We start from the raw sequence: 17,428 nt of genomic DNA, 5'->3' as shown, positions 1-17,428 counted from the left end.
TCGCGTATCTACTAGCGCAAAGTCCTCCCGGCTCATCTTCAACAGGGGTCAAACGAGACCGTGCGGCGGCGCCGGAAGCTCTCGTTCACGGCGCTGTTCACCGTGCTGCTCGTCATTGCGGGAATGTCAGCCGCTTCATACCCGACCATCGCGAACTGGTTCTCCGAATATGCCTCATCCAAGGTGCTCAAGAACTACGTGGGTGAAGAGAAGCATGTAGTCCCCTCGTACGTAGAGCAGCTGGCGCAGGCGCATGCCTACAATGATGCACTCGACGCCGGGGCTATCGTGCTGGAGGCCGGGGATCGCAAGCCGAGCTCGAGTGGCGGCGAAAGCGGATCCGGCCTCGACTACGACAAAATGCTGTCCGCCGACGACGAGGGCACCATGGGATGGCTGACGATACCGAAGATCCATGTGAATCTGCCCATCTATCATGGCACATCCGACGAAGTGCTGGAAAAGGGCGTGGGGCACTTGTAGGGAACCTCGCTGCCGGTCGGCGGCCCGAGCACTCGCGCCGTGCTGTCGGCGCACCGCGGACTGGCTAAGGCCACCCTGTTCACGCATCTCGACAAGGTCGGCGTCGGCGACCGGTTCGCGGTCAACGTACTTGGCGAAACAATGACGTACCAGGTGATTACCACCCAAGTGGTCGATCCCGACGACACCGAGGCGCTGCGAATAGAACGTGGAAAGGATCTGGTCACGCTGGTAACCTGCACGCCCTTGGGCATCAATACATCCAGAATCATCGTGACGGGTCAGCGCGTGTATCCCACGCCCAAAGCCGACATCGCCGCTGCGAAACAAGCTCCTAGAATCCCGCCATTCCCGTGGTGGGCCGTGTGGATGTCCGCAACTGTTGCTGCCTCAGCCGTCTACGTATGGCGCATGGGATACGCGCCTTCGCCGGGTTTAGCGAAGAAGCACGAAGCCACTGGTCGAAACTGAAGCTGATTCGCGGCCAAGCCTCCAGCTGGGCGTGTATGTAACCATAATGTGGCCGTGATCTCGCGAAGCGATGGATTACCATTGCGAGGAGGGAGACCTCAAGCAACTTGATGCCGCATTCAGGAGGCTAAGGCACTGACCAGCTTGACTCTCGCCTGTAGTGCTCAAGCTTGGCTGTGTCTGGTCTCGACAAGGGTGCCGATAAGGATCATATGGCATCCCCCTATTTCTTGTAGGTAGTAGTGCCGCCCCGGCCTTTGACGACCGGGACGGCTGTGGAGTCGCTAGCTGCGCTCCTTGCTGTGGGCTCGCATCGTGTAGCCGGCTATCGCCAGTATCGCGATGTCGGCTTTGCTGAGCCGTTAAGCGGACAGCCTGGTGGGCTGTCCGTAGGCGAAGTGAGCAGCCGCCAAGGCTGCGAAGGACGGTGCGAAGCACCGTCGTCCACTTTGGTCGACAGGACGATCACGAGGACCGCCATGAGCCACAGCATTGCCGTGCCGCTGTGCGGCTCCTCTTCTAAGTTGCGCATGATCTGCGCCCTTCTGTTATGGCCGCGCCACGAGTGACGCGGCAGTAGCATCCGACGGTTGTCGGATGGTCGGGGCTTGTCCTTTCCGCGGGATTTCGCTCGACGTGTTCGAAGAGTATCGGTTATGATGGAAACGCTGGACACGGCACTTCCGCACGTTCCCTACACTCTCGGCAGGCGCTAGGACTTTCAGGGGACGTTGCCGAATCCGGTGGGATGGCTTCTAACTCCATCCCCTATTATTGCCGCAGGGCCCTCGAACTGTTAAGATTTGGGGGCCTTACGCTACGGCATCGCATTCGGCCACATCATCAGATCGATGCGCACCATGGCGGTCCGGCTTTGCATAGTGCGCGCAAAACGCACATTTCGTGTTATATCGTCATGAAAGCTAATCGTTGAGATTCCAACGTTCCCGTACCAGAAAGCTACCATGCACGGTGTGCGCTTCTGTCGCACTACTCCAAAGGGAATCGAAGTAGTGCGAGCCGCACCTCAGTATTCTTTGGACCACCGGACTCGACGCCGCTTTCGTGCATCTCCGGTGCCATGCGGAAACCCATGCAGCTATAGACGAGGGGCCTGTGCGCAACGTGAATCATGAATCACGTTGCGCACAGGCCCCTCGTCTATGATCAGGAGCAATCAGGCAGAAGCCTAAATGCCCGTCTCAGTCCTTCTTGTCGAGGTAGACCGGCGCAAGCACATAGCGGTGCACGAGCGCGCCCAGAGCAGCGCCGACGAGCGGGGCCACGATGAAGAGCCAGACCTGCGAGAGTGCCTCGCCGCCGGTGAGGAGCGCCGGAGCGAAGGAGCGGGCCGGGTTCACGCCGACGCCGGTGAAGGGCAGACCGATAAGGATAAGCCCAGAAAGCGTCAGACCGATGACCACGCCGGCGACCGAGGAGAACTCGGGCTTCGCAGTGACGCCGAGCACGACGAGCATGAAGAAGAAGGTCAGCACGGTTTCGATGAGGAACGCTGCGCCCACGCCGGTATTCAGTGCTGAGAGATCGCCGTAGCCGTTGGCGCCGAGCGACTTGTTGGAGCCAGCGAAGGCGACGAGCAGACCGGATCCGGCCAGCGCGCCGAGCACCTGCGCCACGATGTAGCCGACGAAATCGGTGACGGTCAGGCGGCCGTCGATGAGCATGCCGAGGGTGAGCGCGGGGTTGAGCACAGCGCCGGAGACGTTGCCGATGGAGTAGGCGGCGATGATGATTGAGATGCCGAACGCCAGAGCGATGACCAGGGTGCTCAGTGCCAGCGGCGAGCCTTTGAGGCCGGTCGCGCCGGTGAGGGTGGTGGAGCCGGCGACCGCGCCGGTGCCGATGAGCACGAGAATCGCCGTACCGATGAATTCAGCTACGTATTTACGCAGATTCATATGAATATTCCTTCTTCTTGACATTGCTGCAAGTGCATCCACTCGCAATTCGATTCAAGCTTACTTCACCACTGCCGAAAATCCACGGGGCGAAGTGCTTCGCGGACTGAAAAACCGAGAATTGAGAGGCAATTCACATAAGGTCCGTGATGTAGAGTGAAAGCACGATACACGATACCTTTGAAGGAGGTACATCATGGCTAACTTTGATTTCGGTGACGGCTTGCGCAAGGTGTTTCTTGCCGGCGTAGGCGCTCTGGCTACTACGGTCGAGAAGAGCCAGGAGATCGTCGATGACCTGGTCAAGAAGGGCGAGATCACCGTCGAACAAGGCAAGGCTCTCAATACTGAGCTCAAGCGCAAGGCCAGCGAGGCCAGGGAAGAGGCTAAGTCCAAAAGCGCTTCCGAGGATACGGCCGAGTAGCGTTAGACGGATAGCGGTGGCACCGGCGCAGATAGCGTCGGTTGCTTCATGATGCGTGCGCGCATGTGTATGCCATGTGTGTTCATATGTGTTCATATGCGTGCCGCTTGAGCCGGTGCGCCGCGAAGGGTGGGTGAATCAGTGAGTCAGCAAGGCAAGGGGCCCGCCGTCGAGCGTTCCGTAGGCGATGATGAGGACGCACAGCAGACCGCGCCTGCGTCCTCGCATGGCCCGAAGGCGTCGTCCGTCGATGACGAGGACGATACCATCGGCTTGTTCGGGCGGCGTAAGGATTCCTTCGCCCAGCGCTACCATCTCACCCGCCGCGGCAAGGTGAAGCGGCTCGGGCAGATCGCCGCCATCGCGCGCCAATTCGATGTGATGCATGGCTTGACTCCGGTCAGGCTGCGGCTCATGCTGGAGGCGCTCGGCCCTACCTTCGTCAAAGTCGGGCAGATGCTCTCGATGCGCTCCGAGATTCTGCCACAGCCCTTCTGCGACGAGCTGGCGAAGCTGCGCGCCAACGCCGACCCGATGCCGTATCTCACCGTCTTGGAGACGCTGACACGCGAATACGGACGACCGGTCGAGGAGATATTCGATCATATCGACACCACGCCGCTCGGCTCGGCTTCATTGGCGCAGGTCCATCGCGCCACGCTGGTCAGCGGCGAGGACATAGCCGTGAAGGTGCAGCGTCCCGGCGTGCGCGAGACGATGGCGCAGGACGTGTCCATCATGCGTTCGATCGCCCGGCTGGCGACCAGAGTGGTGCCCAGCGCGCAGGTTGTCGACTTGCGCGGGGTCGTCGAAGAGCTGTGGGACACCTTCGAATCGGAGACCGATTTCCTGCTTGAGGCCAGGAATCTCAGTGAATTCAACCGATTCTGCGCTCCGTATCGCTATATGGACTGCCCGAAACCGTATATGGATCTGTGCAGCGAGCACGTTGTCGTCATGGATTACGTGGAGGGCATCGCGCTGTCCCATCCGGATCAGCTGGTCGAGGCGGGCTACGATCTCAAGGAGATCGGCACCAAGCTCGTCGACAATTTCGCCGCACAGATGCTCGACGAAGGCTTCTTCCATGCGGATCCGCACCCGGGCAATATCCTCGTCTCGCAAGGAAGCATCGTGCTTATCGACCTCGGGATGGTCGGTCGGCTCAACCAGAAGACCCGCGTGGTGCTGCGCGATATGATCTTCGCCGTTGGCTCCCAGGATTCGCCGGCGCTGGCCGATGGCCTGCTGCGCTTCGCCGGGACGCAGGCCGACCCGGAGGATTACGCGGCGCTGCTGTCCGACCTCGATGTGATTGTCAAGGAATTCGGCACGGTGGATCTTGCCGACCTCAACATCGCGGATTTTCTTGGCGCGCTCACCCAGATGGCCCAGCGCCACGACATCGAGCTGCCCAGCTCGATTACCACGGTGGGCCGCGCGCTGGTCACGCTCGAAGGCATGCTTGACGAGTTCATCCCGGATGTGAATATGATTCAGATCATCTCGAACCATATTGCCTCAAGCAAAACGGTGTCCGTCGTAGGCAAGGACGAACTCAAAACCTTGGGGCTGGAAGGCCATCAGGCCCTACACGGCGTGCTCGGCGCGCTGGCGGAGAGCAAGGTCGCGATGCATATGCTCACGCGCGGCCAGCTGCGCGTCAACATGCAGCTCGTCGGTTCGCAGGAGCCCTTCGCCATGCTTTCCGACATGGTCAACCGCCTGACGATGGCCCTGATCGTGGTCGGTCTGTTCGTCGGCTCTTCGATTGTCTACTTCGCCGGCATGAAGCCAATCGTCTTCGGCATCCCCGTGGTCGGGTTCATGGGCTACGTGGTCGCCTTTGTCCTGTCCGTGTGGATCGTCTTCGATATCTACTTCAAGGGCCGGCGCAAGAAGAAACGGTAGGAGGCATTGTTTTTTGCAGCATCAGGTTGACGTAACGACTGCACGTTGCTTGGCGGCGATAATTGATTCGATACCAACGGATTCAACAACAACGGATTCAAATAACGAACTCAGGCAACAGACTCAACACCAATCGATTTGACTAACCAATTCGACCAACGGATTCAACCAATGAAAGGGACGCTCATGGCATCCAAAGGATTTCTTTCACGCGTGATGGTAGGCGGTGCGCTCGCCGCCGGGGGAGCGCTCTGGGCTTTGTCTCCGCGCTTGGCGCATGAGCGCAAAGGCCGCGGAGTTCGGGAGGTGCCCGATGTGCTCTACGCCCACCGGGGCCTGCACGATGCCGGTTCGGGGCTGACCGAGGACTATGTGGCGAGTAGCGGCGAATACGTTGCCTTGGCGCGGCGCATGGCCCTGCAGGCGGGGTATGGCACGGCTGATTTCCTCGGCCCCATTGCCCCGGAGAATTCGATGGCGGCTTTTGCGGCGGCCTGCGAGGCGGGGTATGGCATCGAGCTGGATATTCAGCTCACAGCGGACGGACAGGTTGTGGTCGTGCATGATGCCGATTTGCTGCGTGTCGCCGGAGACCCGCGCCGCGTCGAGAATCTGAGCTATGAGGAGCTTTCGCGCATCGCGCTGTTTCCCGCGCCTGCGAAGCCGGGGGACTCGAAGGCTTACGCGGGTCCGGATGAGGATGGTGATTCCAGTGCTGGTGATTCCGTTGCTGCTGACGGCGTGGAAAGCGCGGAAGACGTGGAAAGCGCGGAAACAGTGGCTCCGCAAGGCTACTACCAGCACGTTCCGTTGTTCGCCGATGTGCTCAGGTTGGTCGATGGCCGAGTGCCGCTGATTGTGGAATACAAGTTTGACATGATGACTTGGGACGCGCGCTGCACCGAGCTGATGGAGCAGGGCGACGCGCTGCTGCGGGACTACGAGGGGCCGTATGTGGTCGAGTCCTTCATGCCGCAGGCGATGGGCTGGTACAAGAAGAACCACCCTGAGATATGCCGTGGCCAATTGGCCGTGGAAGCTCAGTTCGACAGCGCGCAGCCGCAGCAGTGGGCAGCGGGCAAGCTGCTCGGGGACTGGATTTCGCGACCCGATTTCATCGCCTACGACTGGAACGGCGGCGAAGGGCTTCACGTCCAGACCGCGCGTGCGCTGGGCGCGACGGCCGTCTCGTGGACGGTGCGCAGCCAGGAGGAGCTGGAACGCAGCGGCGAATGGTTCGACAGGCACATCTTCGAGGCCTTCGTGCCAAGGCAGTGAGGCGATTCGGCGGGTCCGTGCATCGCTGGGTTCGGCGCTGCCGAGCCTGCTGTTGCGGCCGCAAGAACGGAGTATATGACCATATCAGTTACGGCCATATCAATTACGAAAATATGTAGGGAACAGCATGTCTGAAAGTTCTTCAGCAAACGAGGGGCGTACAACGCCTGAAACCGTCGAGATTCTGCAGCAGCGCAGAACCATTCGCAAGTTCGCCGACAAGCCGATCGAACCTAATGTCGTCGATGCCATCGAGCAGGCGGCCAGGCAGACAGCGACCAGCGAATCGTTAAGCGCATGGTCGGTTGTGCGCATCAAAGACCCGGAGACACGAGCGGAGATCGCACGCATCTGCGGCCATGCGCGCATCGCCCGCGCCCCGTTGCTGTACGTGTTTCTTGTCGATCAGCATCGCAATCTGCGTATCGCGCAGGAGCTTGGCGTGGACCCTGACGGCGCGAGTCTGCGGTCGTCCAACATTTTCCTTCAGGGCTATGCCGACGCCGTGCTGGCGGTGCATGCCACCGAAACGGCTGCGGAGGCGTTCGGTCTGGGAGCGGTGATTCTCGGGTCGGTGCATAACGACGTCCCGCGCATTGTCGAGCTGCTGCACCTGCCGAGCAACGTGTTCCCCGTGCTGGGCTTGGGGCTCGGCTACCCGGCGAAGGTTCCCGAGCTCAAACCTCGGCCGCCGAAGGAGTACCAGTACTTTGATGACGTGTACCCCGATGACGCGCAGACGCCGAGTATGGTCAAGGCGCTTTCGCAGTACGACGAGGACGTGCACGACTACTACGAGCGCCGCAATCCCGACAATCCTCTGCAGGGCTTCACAAGCTATGTCGCCGCGCTGGCGCAGTCCAAACTCGTGGAGCAGGGCCATATCTTCCAGTCGATCGAGGATCAGGGATTCAGGATTGACTGATATGAGCTGTTAGCTGGAATCAGCAGCCGTTAAAGGCAGCTCTGTCTTGTTTATGACAGTTATCGCCGATAACTGTCATAAACAAGACAGAGCTGTAATTCGTTCTGGCTCTTACACCGAAAGCGTGCTAGTCGATCAGCCCGTACAGCCGGTCGCCGGCATCGCCCAGACCGGGCACGATGTAGGCCTGCTCGTTGAGCTTCTCGTCGACCGCGCAGACGACGACTTTGAAGTCAATGCTCGGGTCGATGGCCTCTTTGAGCTTCTTGAGGCCTTCGGGCGCGGCGATGATGTTGATGGCGGTGATGTCCTTCGCGCCGCGTTCGGCCAGATAATGCGTGGCGGCGACGAGCGTGCCGCCGGTGGCGAGCATCGGGTCGAGCAGGAAGCACTGGCGGCCGGTGAGGTCTTCAGGCAGCCGGTTCGCATAGGTGATGATATCAAGCGTGCTCTCGTCGCGCTTCATGCCGAGGAAGCCCACTTCGGCGGTCGGCAGGAGCCTGGTCATGCCGTCGAGCATGCCCAGCCCGGCGCGCAGCACCGGCACCACCATCGGGCGCGGGGAGGCGAGATGCTTGCCGACCATCGACGCGATTGGCGTCTCGATTTCGCGGTCGACGACATCAAGGTTGCGCGTGGCCTCGTAGGCTTCGAGGGTGACGAGTTCGGAGACGAGCTCGCGGAAGATGTTGGAGGGGGTGTTCTTGTCCCGCAGCACGGTCATCTTGTGATCGACGAGGGGATGATTTAAAACGTGAAGTTGCATACCTCTAGAGTAGCCCTTTGCGCTATGCGGCAGCGTCAAAGATTTCAGGGTCGTGTCGCAGGCGATTTCGGCGGTCGTTGTCGGAACTGTGCAGGCTGGCTATAGGCTATGCAGCGTGGTCGCTGACCATAAGAGGCCGGGCATGGGGCGCGTGCTCGGTGTCGGAAAAAGGGTAGAACGCTGAACCGCGAAAGCGCCTGTCGGCGCAAACGCCGCTCTCGGCGGCAACAAATGGAGCCCGGGGCTTAAGCACGGTTCAGCGCGAATTCCCAGTATAACCGCTCGCCGTATCCGACATGCTGAGCCGTTAAGCAGACAGCGCAGTGCGCTGTCTGTAGGCGAGGTGAGGCCCCGCCGAGGGGCCGAAGAACGGTGCCCTGTACGGCACCGTTACCGTTAAGCAGACAGCGCAGTGCGCTGTCTGTAGGCGAGGTGAGGCCCCACGAAGGGGCCGAAGAACGGTGCCCTACATGGCACCGTTGCTGTAAAGGAATCGATATACACAAGTTGGGGAATAGCAAAGTCGAGTGGCGGAATTTCAAGCTTCTGATTTGCTATCGACCGACTTGTGTATGGCATTCCGGGCGTGTTGCACACGAAATACGTGATCGATTGTCTTGTGCCTACTCCAGTTTGCCCTGTCGCCACAGCCTGGCTCCATGAAGGAAGTCGCTCGATGTGGCCGTGAGATTGCCCGCCATATGCATGAGGCGCGCAGCGGCTGTCTGCGGATCGCGAGCGGCCTTGCGGCTTGCGGCGTTGGACCGAGCGTCGCCCGAGTGCGAGATGGAACCCGCGTCCGGGCCTGATTCGGCTGTGGCCGAGCTGGACGTTGCAGCACCGTGGTGCGCCACACGCTTCGCCTCAACGCGCAAGCCCGCTGCGGTCATGTCGGTGAAGGCGGCCGCGCGTTCGAGCGCCACGGCGAAGTCGCCGGTGAACGCGCCCGAAAGAATCGAGTCGGCTGTGCGGGCGATGTCCTCGGCGCTGGGTGCCTGATCGATGCCGGCCACGGCTGAGGCCGACGTGGCCACGGGCTCGCCCATGCGCCATAGCTGCGAAACCGACTCCTGATTGCGATTCATCCAGGTGCGCAGCATGTAGAGCCGCCAGAGCATGCCCGGCAGAGAGTCAGGCTGCGAACGGCTCCACAGCTCGGCGATGATATCCACGCCCTCGGTGTCGACTATGGTGAGCACGCGCCGCACGATTTCAGGGTCTTCGCTGTGGTGCACGCGATCGAGCAGCGCGGCCGCCGAGACATGACTCATCTCGTCGATCTCCTGCGGGTCCGCGCCTCCGGAAAGGCCTTCGACAATGGCCGGGTCGACCTGCGCAGGTCGTGCGGGGCGAGACGACCCGGTGCCCGATGCGATGAATCCCTCGCGGCTCGAGCGAACCGAGCCGGAGCCGTACCGTGAAGCGCTAGTAGACAAGTGGTGCCAGCCTTTGGATGTCGATGATGCGCGGCCCTTCATCGCTCTGCACGATGAACAGCGCTACAGCGTTGCCGGTCGGCATGTACGGCGACGAGGCGATCAGCTGCTTGGACAATGATTTTGATACGCATATGCTACGTAGATGCTCGAAGATTCCGCCGATAACGGGACGATGCATGCACACGGCGGTTGTGGTATGGGCATTCATGGAGTGCGTGATCTCCTCTTCGAAGCGTTCCCATGAACCTTCCGGATTCTCGGCGAATGCATCCTCCGTCAGCTCGTCAGCCGGCACCATCGACAGGCCGGTCTGCCATGAGAACACTTCGATGGTCTCCAGACAGCGCACCCACGGCGAGGTGACGAGCCGGGAGGGGGCATAGCAGGCGAGTTCGCGGTTGAGCGCATACGCAGCGGCCGCCCCTTTCGGGGTGATTGGTCGGTTGGCGTCGCTGCCCTTCCACTGCTTGCGTGCCTCCGCCTTGCCGTGGCGCACGATAAGCAGGGTCTGGCTGTGCTCGGCGCCCTCTTCCACGTAGTCAACGAACAGATCGAGGATGTCGCGGTCCTGGGCATGCGACAGCAGCCGGCGGGCGCGGCGCACGCTCACCCAGACGACGTTGTCGATCTCATCGACGTCTGCCGGGGTCACCGGTCCGAGTGCCGGCGCGCGCATTGCGGCCTCATGCTCATCGATGGGCCGCGCCATCCAGAACACGACATGCTTGGTGACGCCGCCCTTGGCTTTCGGTCGTTTGCCCTTCTTGCCTTCCGAACCCAGCGGATACTCGATTTCGCCCAGCCGAGGACCGAGTGCCACATGCACCCCTGTTTCCTCGCCGATTTCGCGCACTGCCGCGTGACGATGCGATTCGTTGAGTTCCAGCTTGCCCTTGGGCCAGCTCCAATCGTCGTATTTGGGGCGGTGCACCACGCACAGTTCAAGGCCGTCAACCGCTGAAGGATGCGCCGGATCGGGGGCAGGGCCCTCGTCGTCCGCATCCTGCGCGATATCGTCATCGGACCGCCGCCGATACACGATGCCGCCTGCCGCCTCGACCATCATGCTGCTCATTATCTGCCCCTTCCGTAGCTGTGTTCGCATTCGCACCCAGTGTAGTGCCAAGGTATATTCCTGTGACACAGTATTTCCACGACACAGTGTTTTCATGGCACAGTGTTTTCATGGCACAACGTCTTCATGCCATATTCATGCCATAATACGACGCAAGAGCGCCGGTACGGGGTGCAGCGATATCACATCGCTGCACCCCGTACCGGCGCTCAAGCTGTGTCAGCTATGCAGACCAGTACCAGTGTGGCTCATAGCGCCTAGCGAACTGACCGGCTCAGTTCGCCCTGTGGTGATGATGCTGGTGCGTGCGAATCAGGTATTCCTGGCAATCGACCAAGGGCCTGTTCTCCTCGTCGCGCGAATGCCTGATATAGGCACCGTCCGGCTGCATATGCCACGAAACGGTGGAATCGGCCATCTGCAGGTCGACATAATGAATCAGTTCCTCCACCTGATCGGGCTCGCTGATGCGAATCAGCGCCTCGACGCGGCGGTCGAGATTGCGGTGCATCAGGTCGGCGGAGCCTATCCACACTTCGGGGCCGGCGACCGGGCCTTCGCCGATCTGCGGACCTTCGGCGTTCGCAAAGGCGTAGATGCGGCTGTGTTCGAGGAAGCGCCCGAGAATCGAGCGGACACGGATATTTTCGCTCAGGCCTGGCACGCCGGGCTTAAGCGCGCACATGCCGCGTTCGACGATGTCGATTTTCACGCCTGCCTGGCTCGCGCGGTATAGCGCGTCGATGGTCTTCTCATCCACCACCGAGTTGACTTTGATCCTGATCCATGCTTCCTTACCGGCGCGTGCGGCGTCTTCCTCGCGGCGGATGCGCTGAATCAGCCCAGTGCGCACGGTGCGCGGCGCGACGAGCAGCCGGTGGAAGCTCGACTTCGGCGCGTAGCCCGAAAGCTGGTTGAACAGGCGCGTGAGATCCTGCCCCACCACCGGATCGCAGGTCAGCAGGCCCAGATCCGTGTAGATTCTGGCGGTCTTGGGGTTGTAGTTGCCGGTTCCCACATGGCAGTAACGCTTGAGGCCATCGTTTTCCTGGCGCACCACGAGTGAGAGTTTGCAGTGGGTCTTGAGGCCAACGATGCCGTAGACCACGTGCACGCCGGCGCGTTCGAGTTTGCGCGCCCACGCGATGTTGGCGTCCTCGTCGAAGCGCGCCTTGATCTCCACTAGGGCCAGCACCTGCTTGCCGGCGTGGGCGGCGTCGACCAGCGCGTCGATGATCGGCGAGTTGCTTGACGTGCGGTACAGCGTCTGCTTGATGGCCAGCACCTTGGGGTCGGCGGCCGCCTGGGCGAGGAAGGCCTGCACCGAGGTCGAGAAGGAGTCGTAGGGGTGGTGCAGCAGGATGTCGTGGCTGCGGATGGCCGCGAAGATATCCTGCGCCCGGCTTGACTCGACTTCGGCGATCTGCCGGTTGGTAATCGGTATGAAAGTGCGGTATTTGAGATCTGGCCGGTCCAGGCGTTGCAGCTCGAAGAGCACGGTCATATCGAGCGGCGAAGGCAGGCGATAGACCTCATCATCGCCCACGCCGAGCTGACTGGCCAGCAACTGGGAGAGGAAGGGACTGGTCACATCCGAGATCTCGAGTCTGATAGGCGGCCCGAAGCGACGGCGCAGCAGTTCCTTCTCCATCGCGTTGAGCAGGTTCTCGGCGTCATCCTCTTCGACGTCGATGTCCTCATTGCGCGTGACGCGGAAGGAGCGTGCCTCCTTGATGATCATGCCGGGGAAAAGCGATTCGAGGTGCGCGATGATGAGATTCTCCATCGTGATGAAGCCGAAGCGCTCCTCGCGGCTCTCCTCGTCGGTCAGGTCGTCGACCTGCACGAGGCGGCTGAGATTGTCGGGGATCTTGACGCGGGCGAAATGCGATTTGCCCGAGGAAGGGTTCTCGACGAGGACCGCAAGGTTGAGCGAGCCGCCGGAAATATAGGGGAAGGGGTGGGCGGGGTCGACCGCCAGCGGCGTGAGCACGGGGAAGACCTGCTGACGGTAGTAGTGCGAAAGCCGCTCCTGCTCCGAGGTCTTGAGCCGGTCCCAGCTCAGCAGCACGATGTGCTCGCGCTCCAGCGCCGGCACGATGCTGTCGAGCACGGTGCGCGCATGCTCGTTTTGGAGCCGATGTGCCTCTTCGTTGATGGCACGCAGCTGCTGGCGTGGGCTCAGGCCTGAGGCTGCTGTGACTGCAATGCCCGAATCGATGCGGCGCTTGAGGCCTGCGACGCGGACCATGAAGAACTCGTCGAGATTCGAAGCGAATATAGCGGCGAAATTAGCCCGCTCAAGCGCCGGCTGGTCCTCGTCCTGTGCCAGTTCGAGCACGCGCTGGTTGAATTTGAGCCAGCTCAGCTCTCTGTCGAAGAACCGGTCCGTAGGCAACGGTGCCTCGCCGGTCTGTTGTTCGCGCTTGTCGGTTTTGTCCGTTTCAGCGATGTGCTCAGCGATCTGGCTGCGCAGTATCGCCTTGGAAGGTGCGTCAAAAATCTGTGCCATGCTCCTACTGTAGGCGGCGGCACGAATTTTGGAAGGCGGATGCGGCAGAATTCGTGGGGTGTTTACAAAAAATTGAACTTCGCGTGTCGGACTTGGTGTCTGGGAGGGTGTTCAGAGGGTGCGAACGTGTTGGATTTTTGAGCGCGGAGTGGTAGCCGATGTGGCCCTGATGGGGCGATATGGTGGGGCGGCACGGTGAGGCTGCACGTCGACACGCCGCAGCATGACGCAAGCGCACAAAAGCAAACATCACAAGGATTTTTCGGCACAGTTCAGCGCATGTAAAGTGCGTTCTCCGGCGAGAATGAACACTTTGGAAAATAAGCGCACAAAGTCATGTGCTGGCTTGCGTTCGAAGGTGAATAGGGCATAATAATAACCACAAGGAAAACTTAAGAGCAGAAGCCCACAAAAAGTGTATGGCCACGATGGCTGTTACGTTGGACGGGCAATGGAAAGACTTACCGTTACAACGATGATGTTGTGTTGCGATTCTGCTTAAGGTTTGACTTGGGGAGGAGACCCACTTCGGTGGGTCTCCTCTTTTCATGTTTCAGGGCTTTCATGCGCGGCGGTGGGGATGTTTGCCAGTAGCCCGTGTTCGGGGTCCTTGCGGATACTCGCGAAACGCCCGGAATGTGGATAACTCGAAGCGTTCGACCACAGTGGTCTGTTTGGGTTGCGATTGCATGCGTCGGAGTATTTCAATCGAGGTATGGATAGGACTCGCAGCGCGGCATCGCCGCCACAACGTTTTTACGCTCCCGCAGCGGAGCGTCACGCAATTGCTGGGCACGGACGGGACTCGCGTCCGCGACACGGCAGCGCGCCGCCGAATGCGCGCGCTGCGCCGCAGGGCTTCCCCAGTGCGTCTGACTCACACGGCTCACATGGCAGCGCTAGCACGGGCACTGATACGGGCGCTGACGCAGCAGATTTCGGCGGCAACGTCATTGTGCTGACTTCGCCCAGTGGCGGCATCGGGCTGAGCGTACTGGCGGCGATGCTGGCATGGGAGCTGCATTCGCGCGAACTGAGCGGGGCGTTGGTTGATGCGGATTTCCGTGCTGGCGGGCTTGACGTTTTGCTGGGTCTCGAAAGTGAGGAAGGTCTGCGGTTCGGCGGTCTTGATGCCCCGCTTGGTCGCATCGAAGGCGAGGCTTTGAGCCGTCGGCTGCCGCAATGGGAGGGCATAGGCGTGCTTGCCTTCGACCCGTGGGACGGCGATGCTCCCAATTGGTGGGAGATTCAGGCGGCCATTCGTGCGCTCGCCGAGGCGAATGACGTGGTCGTGGTGGACGCTGCCGATGGCGGTGCACTCGATACGGTTCCTGGGCTGTCTGATTCGAGGCAAATCGTCGCGATAGAGCTTTCCGTGCTGGGCGTGGCCCGAGCCAAGGCCCATATGGCTCGGTTTGCAGCACGTGATGGCGTTGCAGCGGGCGATGGCGTCAGCGCAGGCAAATCAGGCGGAACGAGCGAGTCGGGCAGCGCGCTTGCCGTAGTCGGGATTCGGCCGCGCGGCGTGCGAGGCAATGCTGGGTGCCTGAGCGTGCAGGAGGCGTCGGATTATCTCTCATACGAGGTCGTCGGTCCGCTTCGCTTCGACCGCAAACTGCAGCGCGATCTGCTGGAAGGCCTTGGCATCCGCAGAATCGGCGCAGGCAGTGCGTCATGCGTGCGCCAAGTGGCTGACCAGATCGAAGCCTGGATGAAGGAGGAGAGGTGACAACGACGAGTCTGGCGTTCGGCCCGCTGGAATATCTGGTGCACGATGCCGCGCTGACCGATGTGGCGGTGACCTGCGATGGGCGAGTGTGGGCCGATTATGGCAAGGGCATGGTGCAGGAGCACCCTCGCATACCGTTTCGCTCGCCGGAAGTGATACGGGAGTATGCGGTGCAATTGTGCGCGCAACTCGGTCGGCGTCTTGATGACGCCTGCCCGATAGCGGATGCTTCCAGCGTCGAAGGAGTGCGCATCCATGCGGTGATCGCTCCGGTCGTGCCTCAGGGCGCGGCCATCTCCATCCGTTTTCCAAGGCAGGAGCGGTTCGATTTGCGGCAGTTGCACGAACGCGGCTTGTTCCCAGCCTCCTGGATGAGCACGCTGCGCGGATTGGTGCGCGGCCGTGCCAACATGCTCATCACTGGCGGCACGGGAGCGGGCAAAACCACGTTGCTGAAGGCGCTGCTCGGCGAATGCGATTCCGGGGATCGCATCGTCAGCGTGGAGGAGGTACGAGAGCTGGGCGCGCTGGGGCGCGGCGACCATGTATCGCTGATGTCAAGGGAGGCGAATGTCGAAGGCGCTGGGGCGGTAGGGCTGACAGAGCTGGTCAAGGCCACGCTGCGCATGCGGCCGGATCGCATCATTCTCGGGGAATGCCGAGGAGCCGAAATTGCGGACCTGCTGCGCGCCCTGAATTCCGGGCATCGGGGCGGCATGGTGACGCTGCATGCGGATGGCGTTGGTCGAGTGCCGTCACGGCTGGTTTCTTTGGGGTTACTCGCCGGTCTTGAGCCGGCTGCGCTGTCGACGCTTGCACGGGACGCCTTCGATGCAGTGCTGCACCTTGAACGCTCGAAACATGGCCGGCATATCGCGCAGATCGGTGATCTCCACGTCGCGCAGGGAGCGCTTGCAGGCCGGACAATAGCACGCTGGAATGGCCGCGAGGCTCCGTCGCATACGCCTGAATGGGCGGCGTTCTCGGCGCAATGGACCGAGAACGCCGCAGCATAACGGACTTGCCTATACAGCGATGAACGCGCATGGCTTGGACGCCTGAAAGGAGCGCATATGATATGGACCGCATGGGCTGCCGCAGGGTGCATCATGGCGGCGGCATGGTTGCTCGCGCATGGGAACCACAGTGCACGGGAGAGGCTGAATGATCTGGATTGCCGTTGGAGCCATCCCAGCATCCGACAGGAGGATGCATTGCGTATCGGCCTTGCTGCGGCGCTCGCTTCGATGCATGCGCGCGTGCGGTCGGGAAGCTCGCTGCGTCAGTCGCTGCAGTTGTCAGAGGCACCGGGTGGGGCAACGTTAGCTAGGGCAGTGTCGGCTGAGGCAGTATCGTCTGAAAAGTGGATGAAAGGCATGGTTGGAGTGGTTTCCACTGGTTTGGATTACGAGGGGCTGCGGCGGATGCTGCGTGCGCGGGCCTTCGCAACGGAATCGGATTCGCGGGTGGGCAGCACCGCAGCCGAGCTGCAGCTGGCGTATCATCTCAGCGAACGGCTGGGATGCGAAGCTGCGCGCTCCATACAGGCGGTCGCGCAGTCGCATCGTCATGCGCGGATGGTGCAGGGCTTGCGCGACAACGCCTTCGCGATGCCCCAGGCCACGATCAAGCTGCTTTCTGCACTCCCTTTCGTCACCCTGATATTGGGCGAAGTGCTTGGAGCTGATCCCATCGGATTCCTGTTCGGTTCGGCGGGAGGCATGGCGTGCCTGCTGATCGGCATGCTGTCGTATATGGCCGGAATGCTGTGGGTACGCGCTATGCTGCGTTCCTTCGTCCGGCCTTCGGACGCCCATCCTGTGCGTGACCGCAAGGAGAAACGCTTATGATGCCGGCGATCCCCGCGCTGCTGTCCGCGCTGTGCGCTGCGGTATGCACCACATTGTGCGTCGCGCTCGGAAGCTATCGAGTCAGCCGCGCCCTGCCGGCTCCCCGGCGGCATAACGAAGCGGCCAGACCATTGCCATCCGATACCTTGCTGCTGTCGATGATCGCCGTGGCGATGCATCGGGGCGCGTCATTGCCGCGAGCGCTCGAAGCGGTGGGCGAAAGCGTTGGGCATGATTTCGGCGCGCTGTTCACCGGCACTGCCCGCTTGCTTAACGGGGGATACCCTTGGCAGGATGCGTGGAGCCGCGCGCTGTCCGACGGGGCGTATGGCGCGACGATGATGCTGGTACACGATGCGCTCGAAGATTCGTGGGTTCACGGGGCTTCTCCCACGGAGCGGCTTGAGGCGACCATCACGCAGGTGGATGAGGACGAGCGCTCGCGCATCGAGCAGGGCGCTTCGCAGCTCTCAATACGGCTGCTGGTGCCAACCGGACTGTGCTTTCTTCCCGCCTTCCTGTTCATCGGCGTGATTCCGGCGATAGCGTCCTTTGCTTCGTGACGCTTCGTGGTTCCTTGCGGTGCATCAGGACGCGTTGCGACGCTTTCTGCTGTCGCTTGTGCCGTCTGGCTGCCCGTTATCTG

Annotated in this window: 15 protein-coding genes and 1 pseudogene; 10 read left to right on the top strand and 6 right to left on the bottom strand. The window is 61.3% G+C overall.

The window, feature by feature from the left end:
• Positions 1-60: 60 nt before the first annotated feature.
• A complete protein-coding gene (locus tag DDF78_RS12025; protein ID WP_202613281.1) occupies positions 61-483 on the top strand; it encodes a sortase family protein in 423 nt (140 codons plus the stop codon).
• Positions 484-492: 9 nt separating this feature from the next.
• Positions 493-954, top strand: coding sequence for a sortase (locus DDF78_RS12020; protein WP_272869828.1), 462 nt, complete (start codon positions 493-495; stop codon positions 952-954).
• A gap of 325 nt (positions 955-1,279) precedes the next feature.
• Here DDF78_RS12020 and DDF78_RS11165 read toward each other — a convergent pair whose 3' ends face one another.
• Together DDF78_RS11165 and DDF78_RS11160 are read right to left on the bottom strand one after the other, a co-directional pair.
• A complete protein-coding gene (locus DDF78_RS11165) occupies positions 1,280-1,486 on the bottom strand; it encodes a hypothetical protein (RefSeq protein WP_152580215.1) in 207 nt (68 codons plus the stop codon).
• A gap of 670 nt (positions 1,487-2,156) precedes the next feature.
• Positions 2,157-2,873, bottom strand: coding sequence for an MIP/aquaporin family protein (locus DDF78_RS11160; protein WP_202613279.1), 717 nt, complete (start codon positions 2,871-2,873; stop codon positions 2,157-2,159).
• A gap of 196 nt (positions 2,874-3,069) precedes the next feature.
• On the opposite strand from DDF78_RS11160, the pseudogene DDF78_RS11155 reads away from it, so the two are divergent.
• From DDF78_RS11155 to DDF78_RS11140, 4 genes and pseudogenes are all read left to right on the top strand, one after another.
• A pseudogene (locus DDF78_RS11155) lies at positions 3,070-3,276 on the top strand (phasin family protein); the annotation flags it as partial.
• Positions 3,277-3,564: 288 nt separating this feature from the next.
• Positions 3,565-5,208: an ABC1 kinase family protein gene (locus tag DDF78_RS11150; RefSeq protein ID WP_237564666.1), complete on the top strand. Its 1,644-nt coding sequence runs from the start codon at positions 3,565-3,567 to the stop codon at positions 5,206-5,208.
• 186 nt (positions 5,209-5,394) lie between these two features.
• The gene (locus DDF78_RS11145) at positions 5,395-6,486 is read left to right on the top strand and encodes a glycerophosphodiester phosphodiesterase family protein (RefSeq protein ID WP_152581798.1); all 1,092 of its coding nucleotides are present in this window, start codon (positions 5,395-5,397) and stop codon (positions 6,484-6,486) included.
• Positions 6,487-6,613: 127 nt separating this feature from the next.
• Positions 6,614-7,411, top strand: a complete 798-nt coding sequence (locus DDF78_RS11140; RefSeq protein ID WP_152581799.1) for a nitroreductase family protein — start codon at positions 6,614-6,616, stop codon at positions 7,409-7,411.
• A 127-nt stretch (positions 7,412-7,538) separates the two neighbouring features.
• Here DDF78_RS11140 and upp read toward each other — a convergent pair whose 3' ends face one another.
• The 4 genes from upp to DDF78_RS11120 all read right to left on the bottom strand — a co-directional run bounded on the left by upp (position 7,539) and on the right by DDF78_RS11120 (position 13,203).
• Positions 7,539-8,177 carry a uracil phosphoribosyltransferase gene (upp, locus tag DDF78_RS11135; protein WP_152581800.1) on the bottom strand — a complete coding sequence of 213 codons (639 nt, stop codon included), beginning with the start codon at positions 8,175-8,177 and terminating at the stop codon, positions 7,539-7,541.
• A 623-nt stretch (positions 8,178-8,800) separates the two neighbouring features.
• A complete protein-coding gene (locus DDF78_RS11130; protein WP_419465480.1) occupies positions 8,801-9,655 on the bottom strand; it encodes a hypothetical protein in 855 nt (284 codons plus the stop codon).
• Positions 9,603-10,691, bottom strand: a complete 1,089-nt coding sequence (locus tag DDF78_RS11125; RefSeq protein ID WP_152581802.1) for an NUDIX hydrolase — start codon at positions 10,689-10,691, stop codon at positions 9,603-9,605. Before DDF78_RS11125 ends, DDF78_RS11130 begins: the two co-directional genes overlap by 53 nt.
• A 274-nt stretch (positions 10,692-10,965) precedes the next feature.
• Positions 10,966-13,203, bottom strand: coding sequence for an RNA degradosome polyphosphate kinase (locus DDF78_RS11120; RefSeq protein WP_152581803.1), 2,238 nt, complete (start codon positions 13,201-13,203; stop codon positions 10,966-10,968).
• A 715-nt stretch (positions 13,204-13,918) separates the two neighbouring features.
• Here DDF78_RS11120 and DDF78_RS11115 point away from each other — a divergent pair.
• The 4 genes from DDF78_RS11115 to DDF78_RS11100 are packed head-to-tail and all read left to right on the top strand — an operon-like array spanning position 13,919 to position 17,345.
• Positions 13,919-14,932: a CpaE-like family protein gene (locus tag DDF78_RS11115; RefSeq protein ID WP_237564664.1), complete on the top strand. Its 1,014-nt coding sequence runs from the start codon at positions 13,919-13,921 to the stop codon at positions 14,930-14,932.
• Positions 14,933-14,943: 11 nt separating this feature from the next.
• A complete protein-coding gene (locus DDF78_RS11110) occupies positions 14,944-15,948 on the top strand; it encodes a TadA family conjugal transfer-associated ATPase (RefSeq protein ID WP_152581826.1) in 1,005 nt (334 codons plus the stop codon).
• 57 nt (positions 15,949-16,005) lie between these two features.
• Positions 16,006-16,782, top strand: coding sequence for a type II secretion system F family protein (locus DDF78_RS11105; protein WP_152581804.1), 777 nt, complete (start codon positions 16,006-16,008; stop codon positions 16,780-16,782).
• On the top strand, positions 16,779-17,345 hold the full coding sequence (locus DDF78_RS11100) for a type II secretion system F family protein (RefSeq protein WP_237564662.1): 567 nt from the start codon (positions 16,779-16,781) through the stop codon (positions 17,343-17,345). Before DDF78_RS11105 ends, DDF78_RS11100 begins: the two co-directional genes overlap by 4 nt.
• Positions 17,346-17,428: the final 83 nt, after the last annotated feature.

The organism is Bifidobacterium tibiigranuli (assembly GCF_009371885.1).
GTDB classification, from domain to species: domain Bacteria; phylum Actinomycetota; class Actinomycetes; order Actinomycetales; family Bifidobacteriaceae; genus Bifidobacterium; species Bifidobacterium tibiigranuli.
Note: the sequence above shows the minus strand (reverse complement) of the source record. Positions and strands in the feature narration are given on the sequence as shown.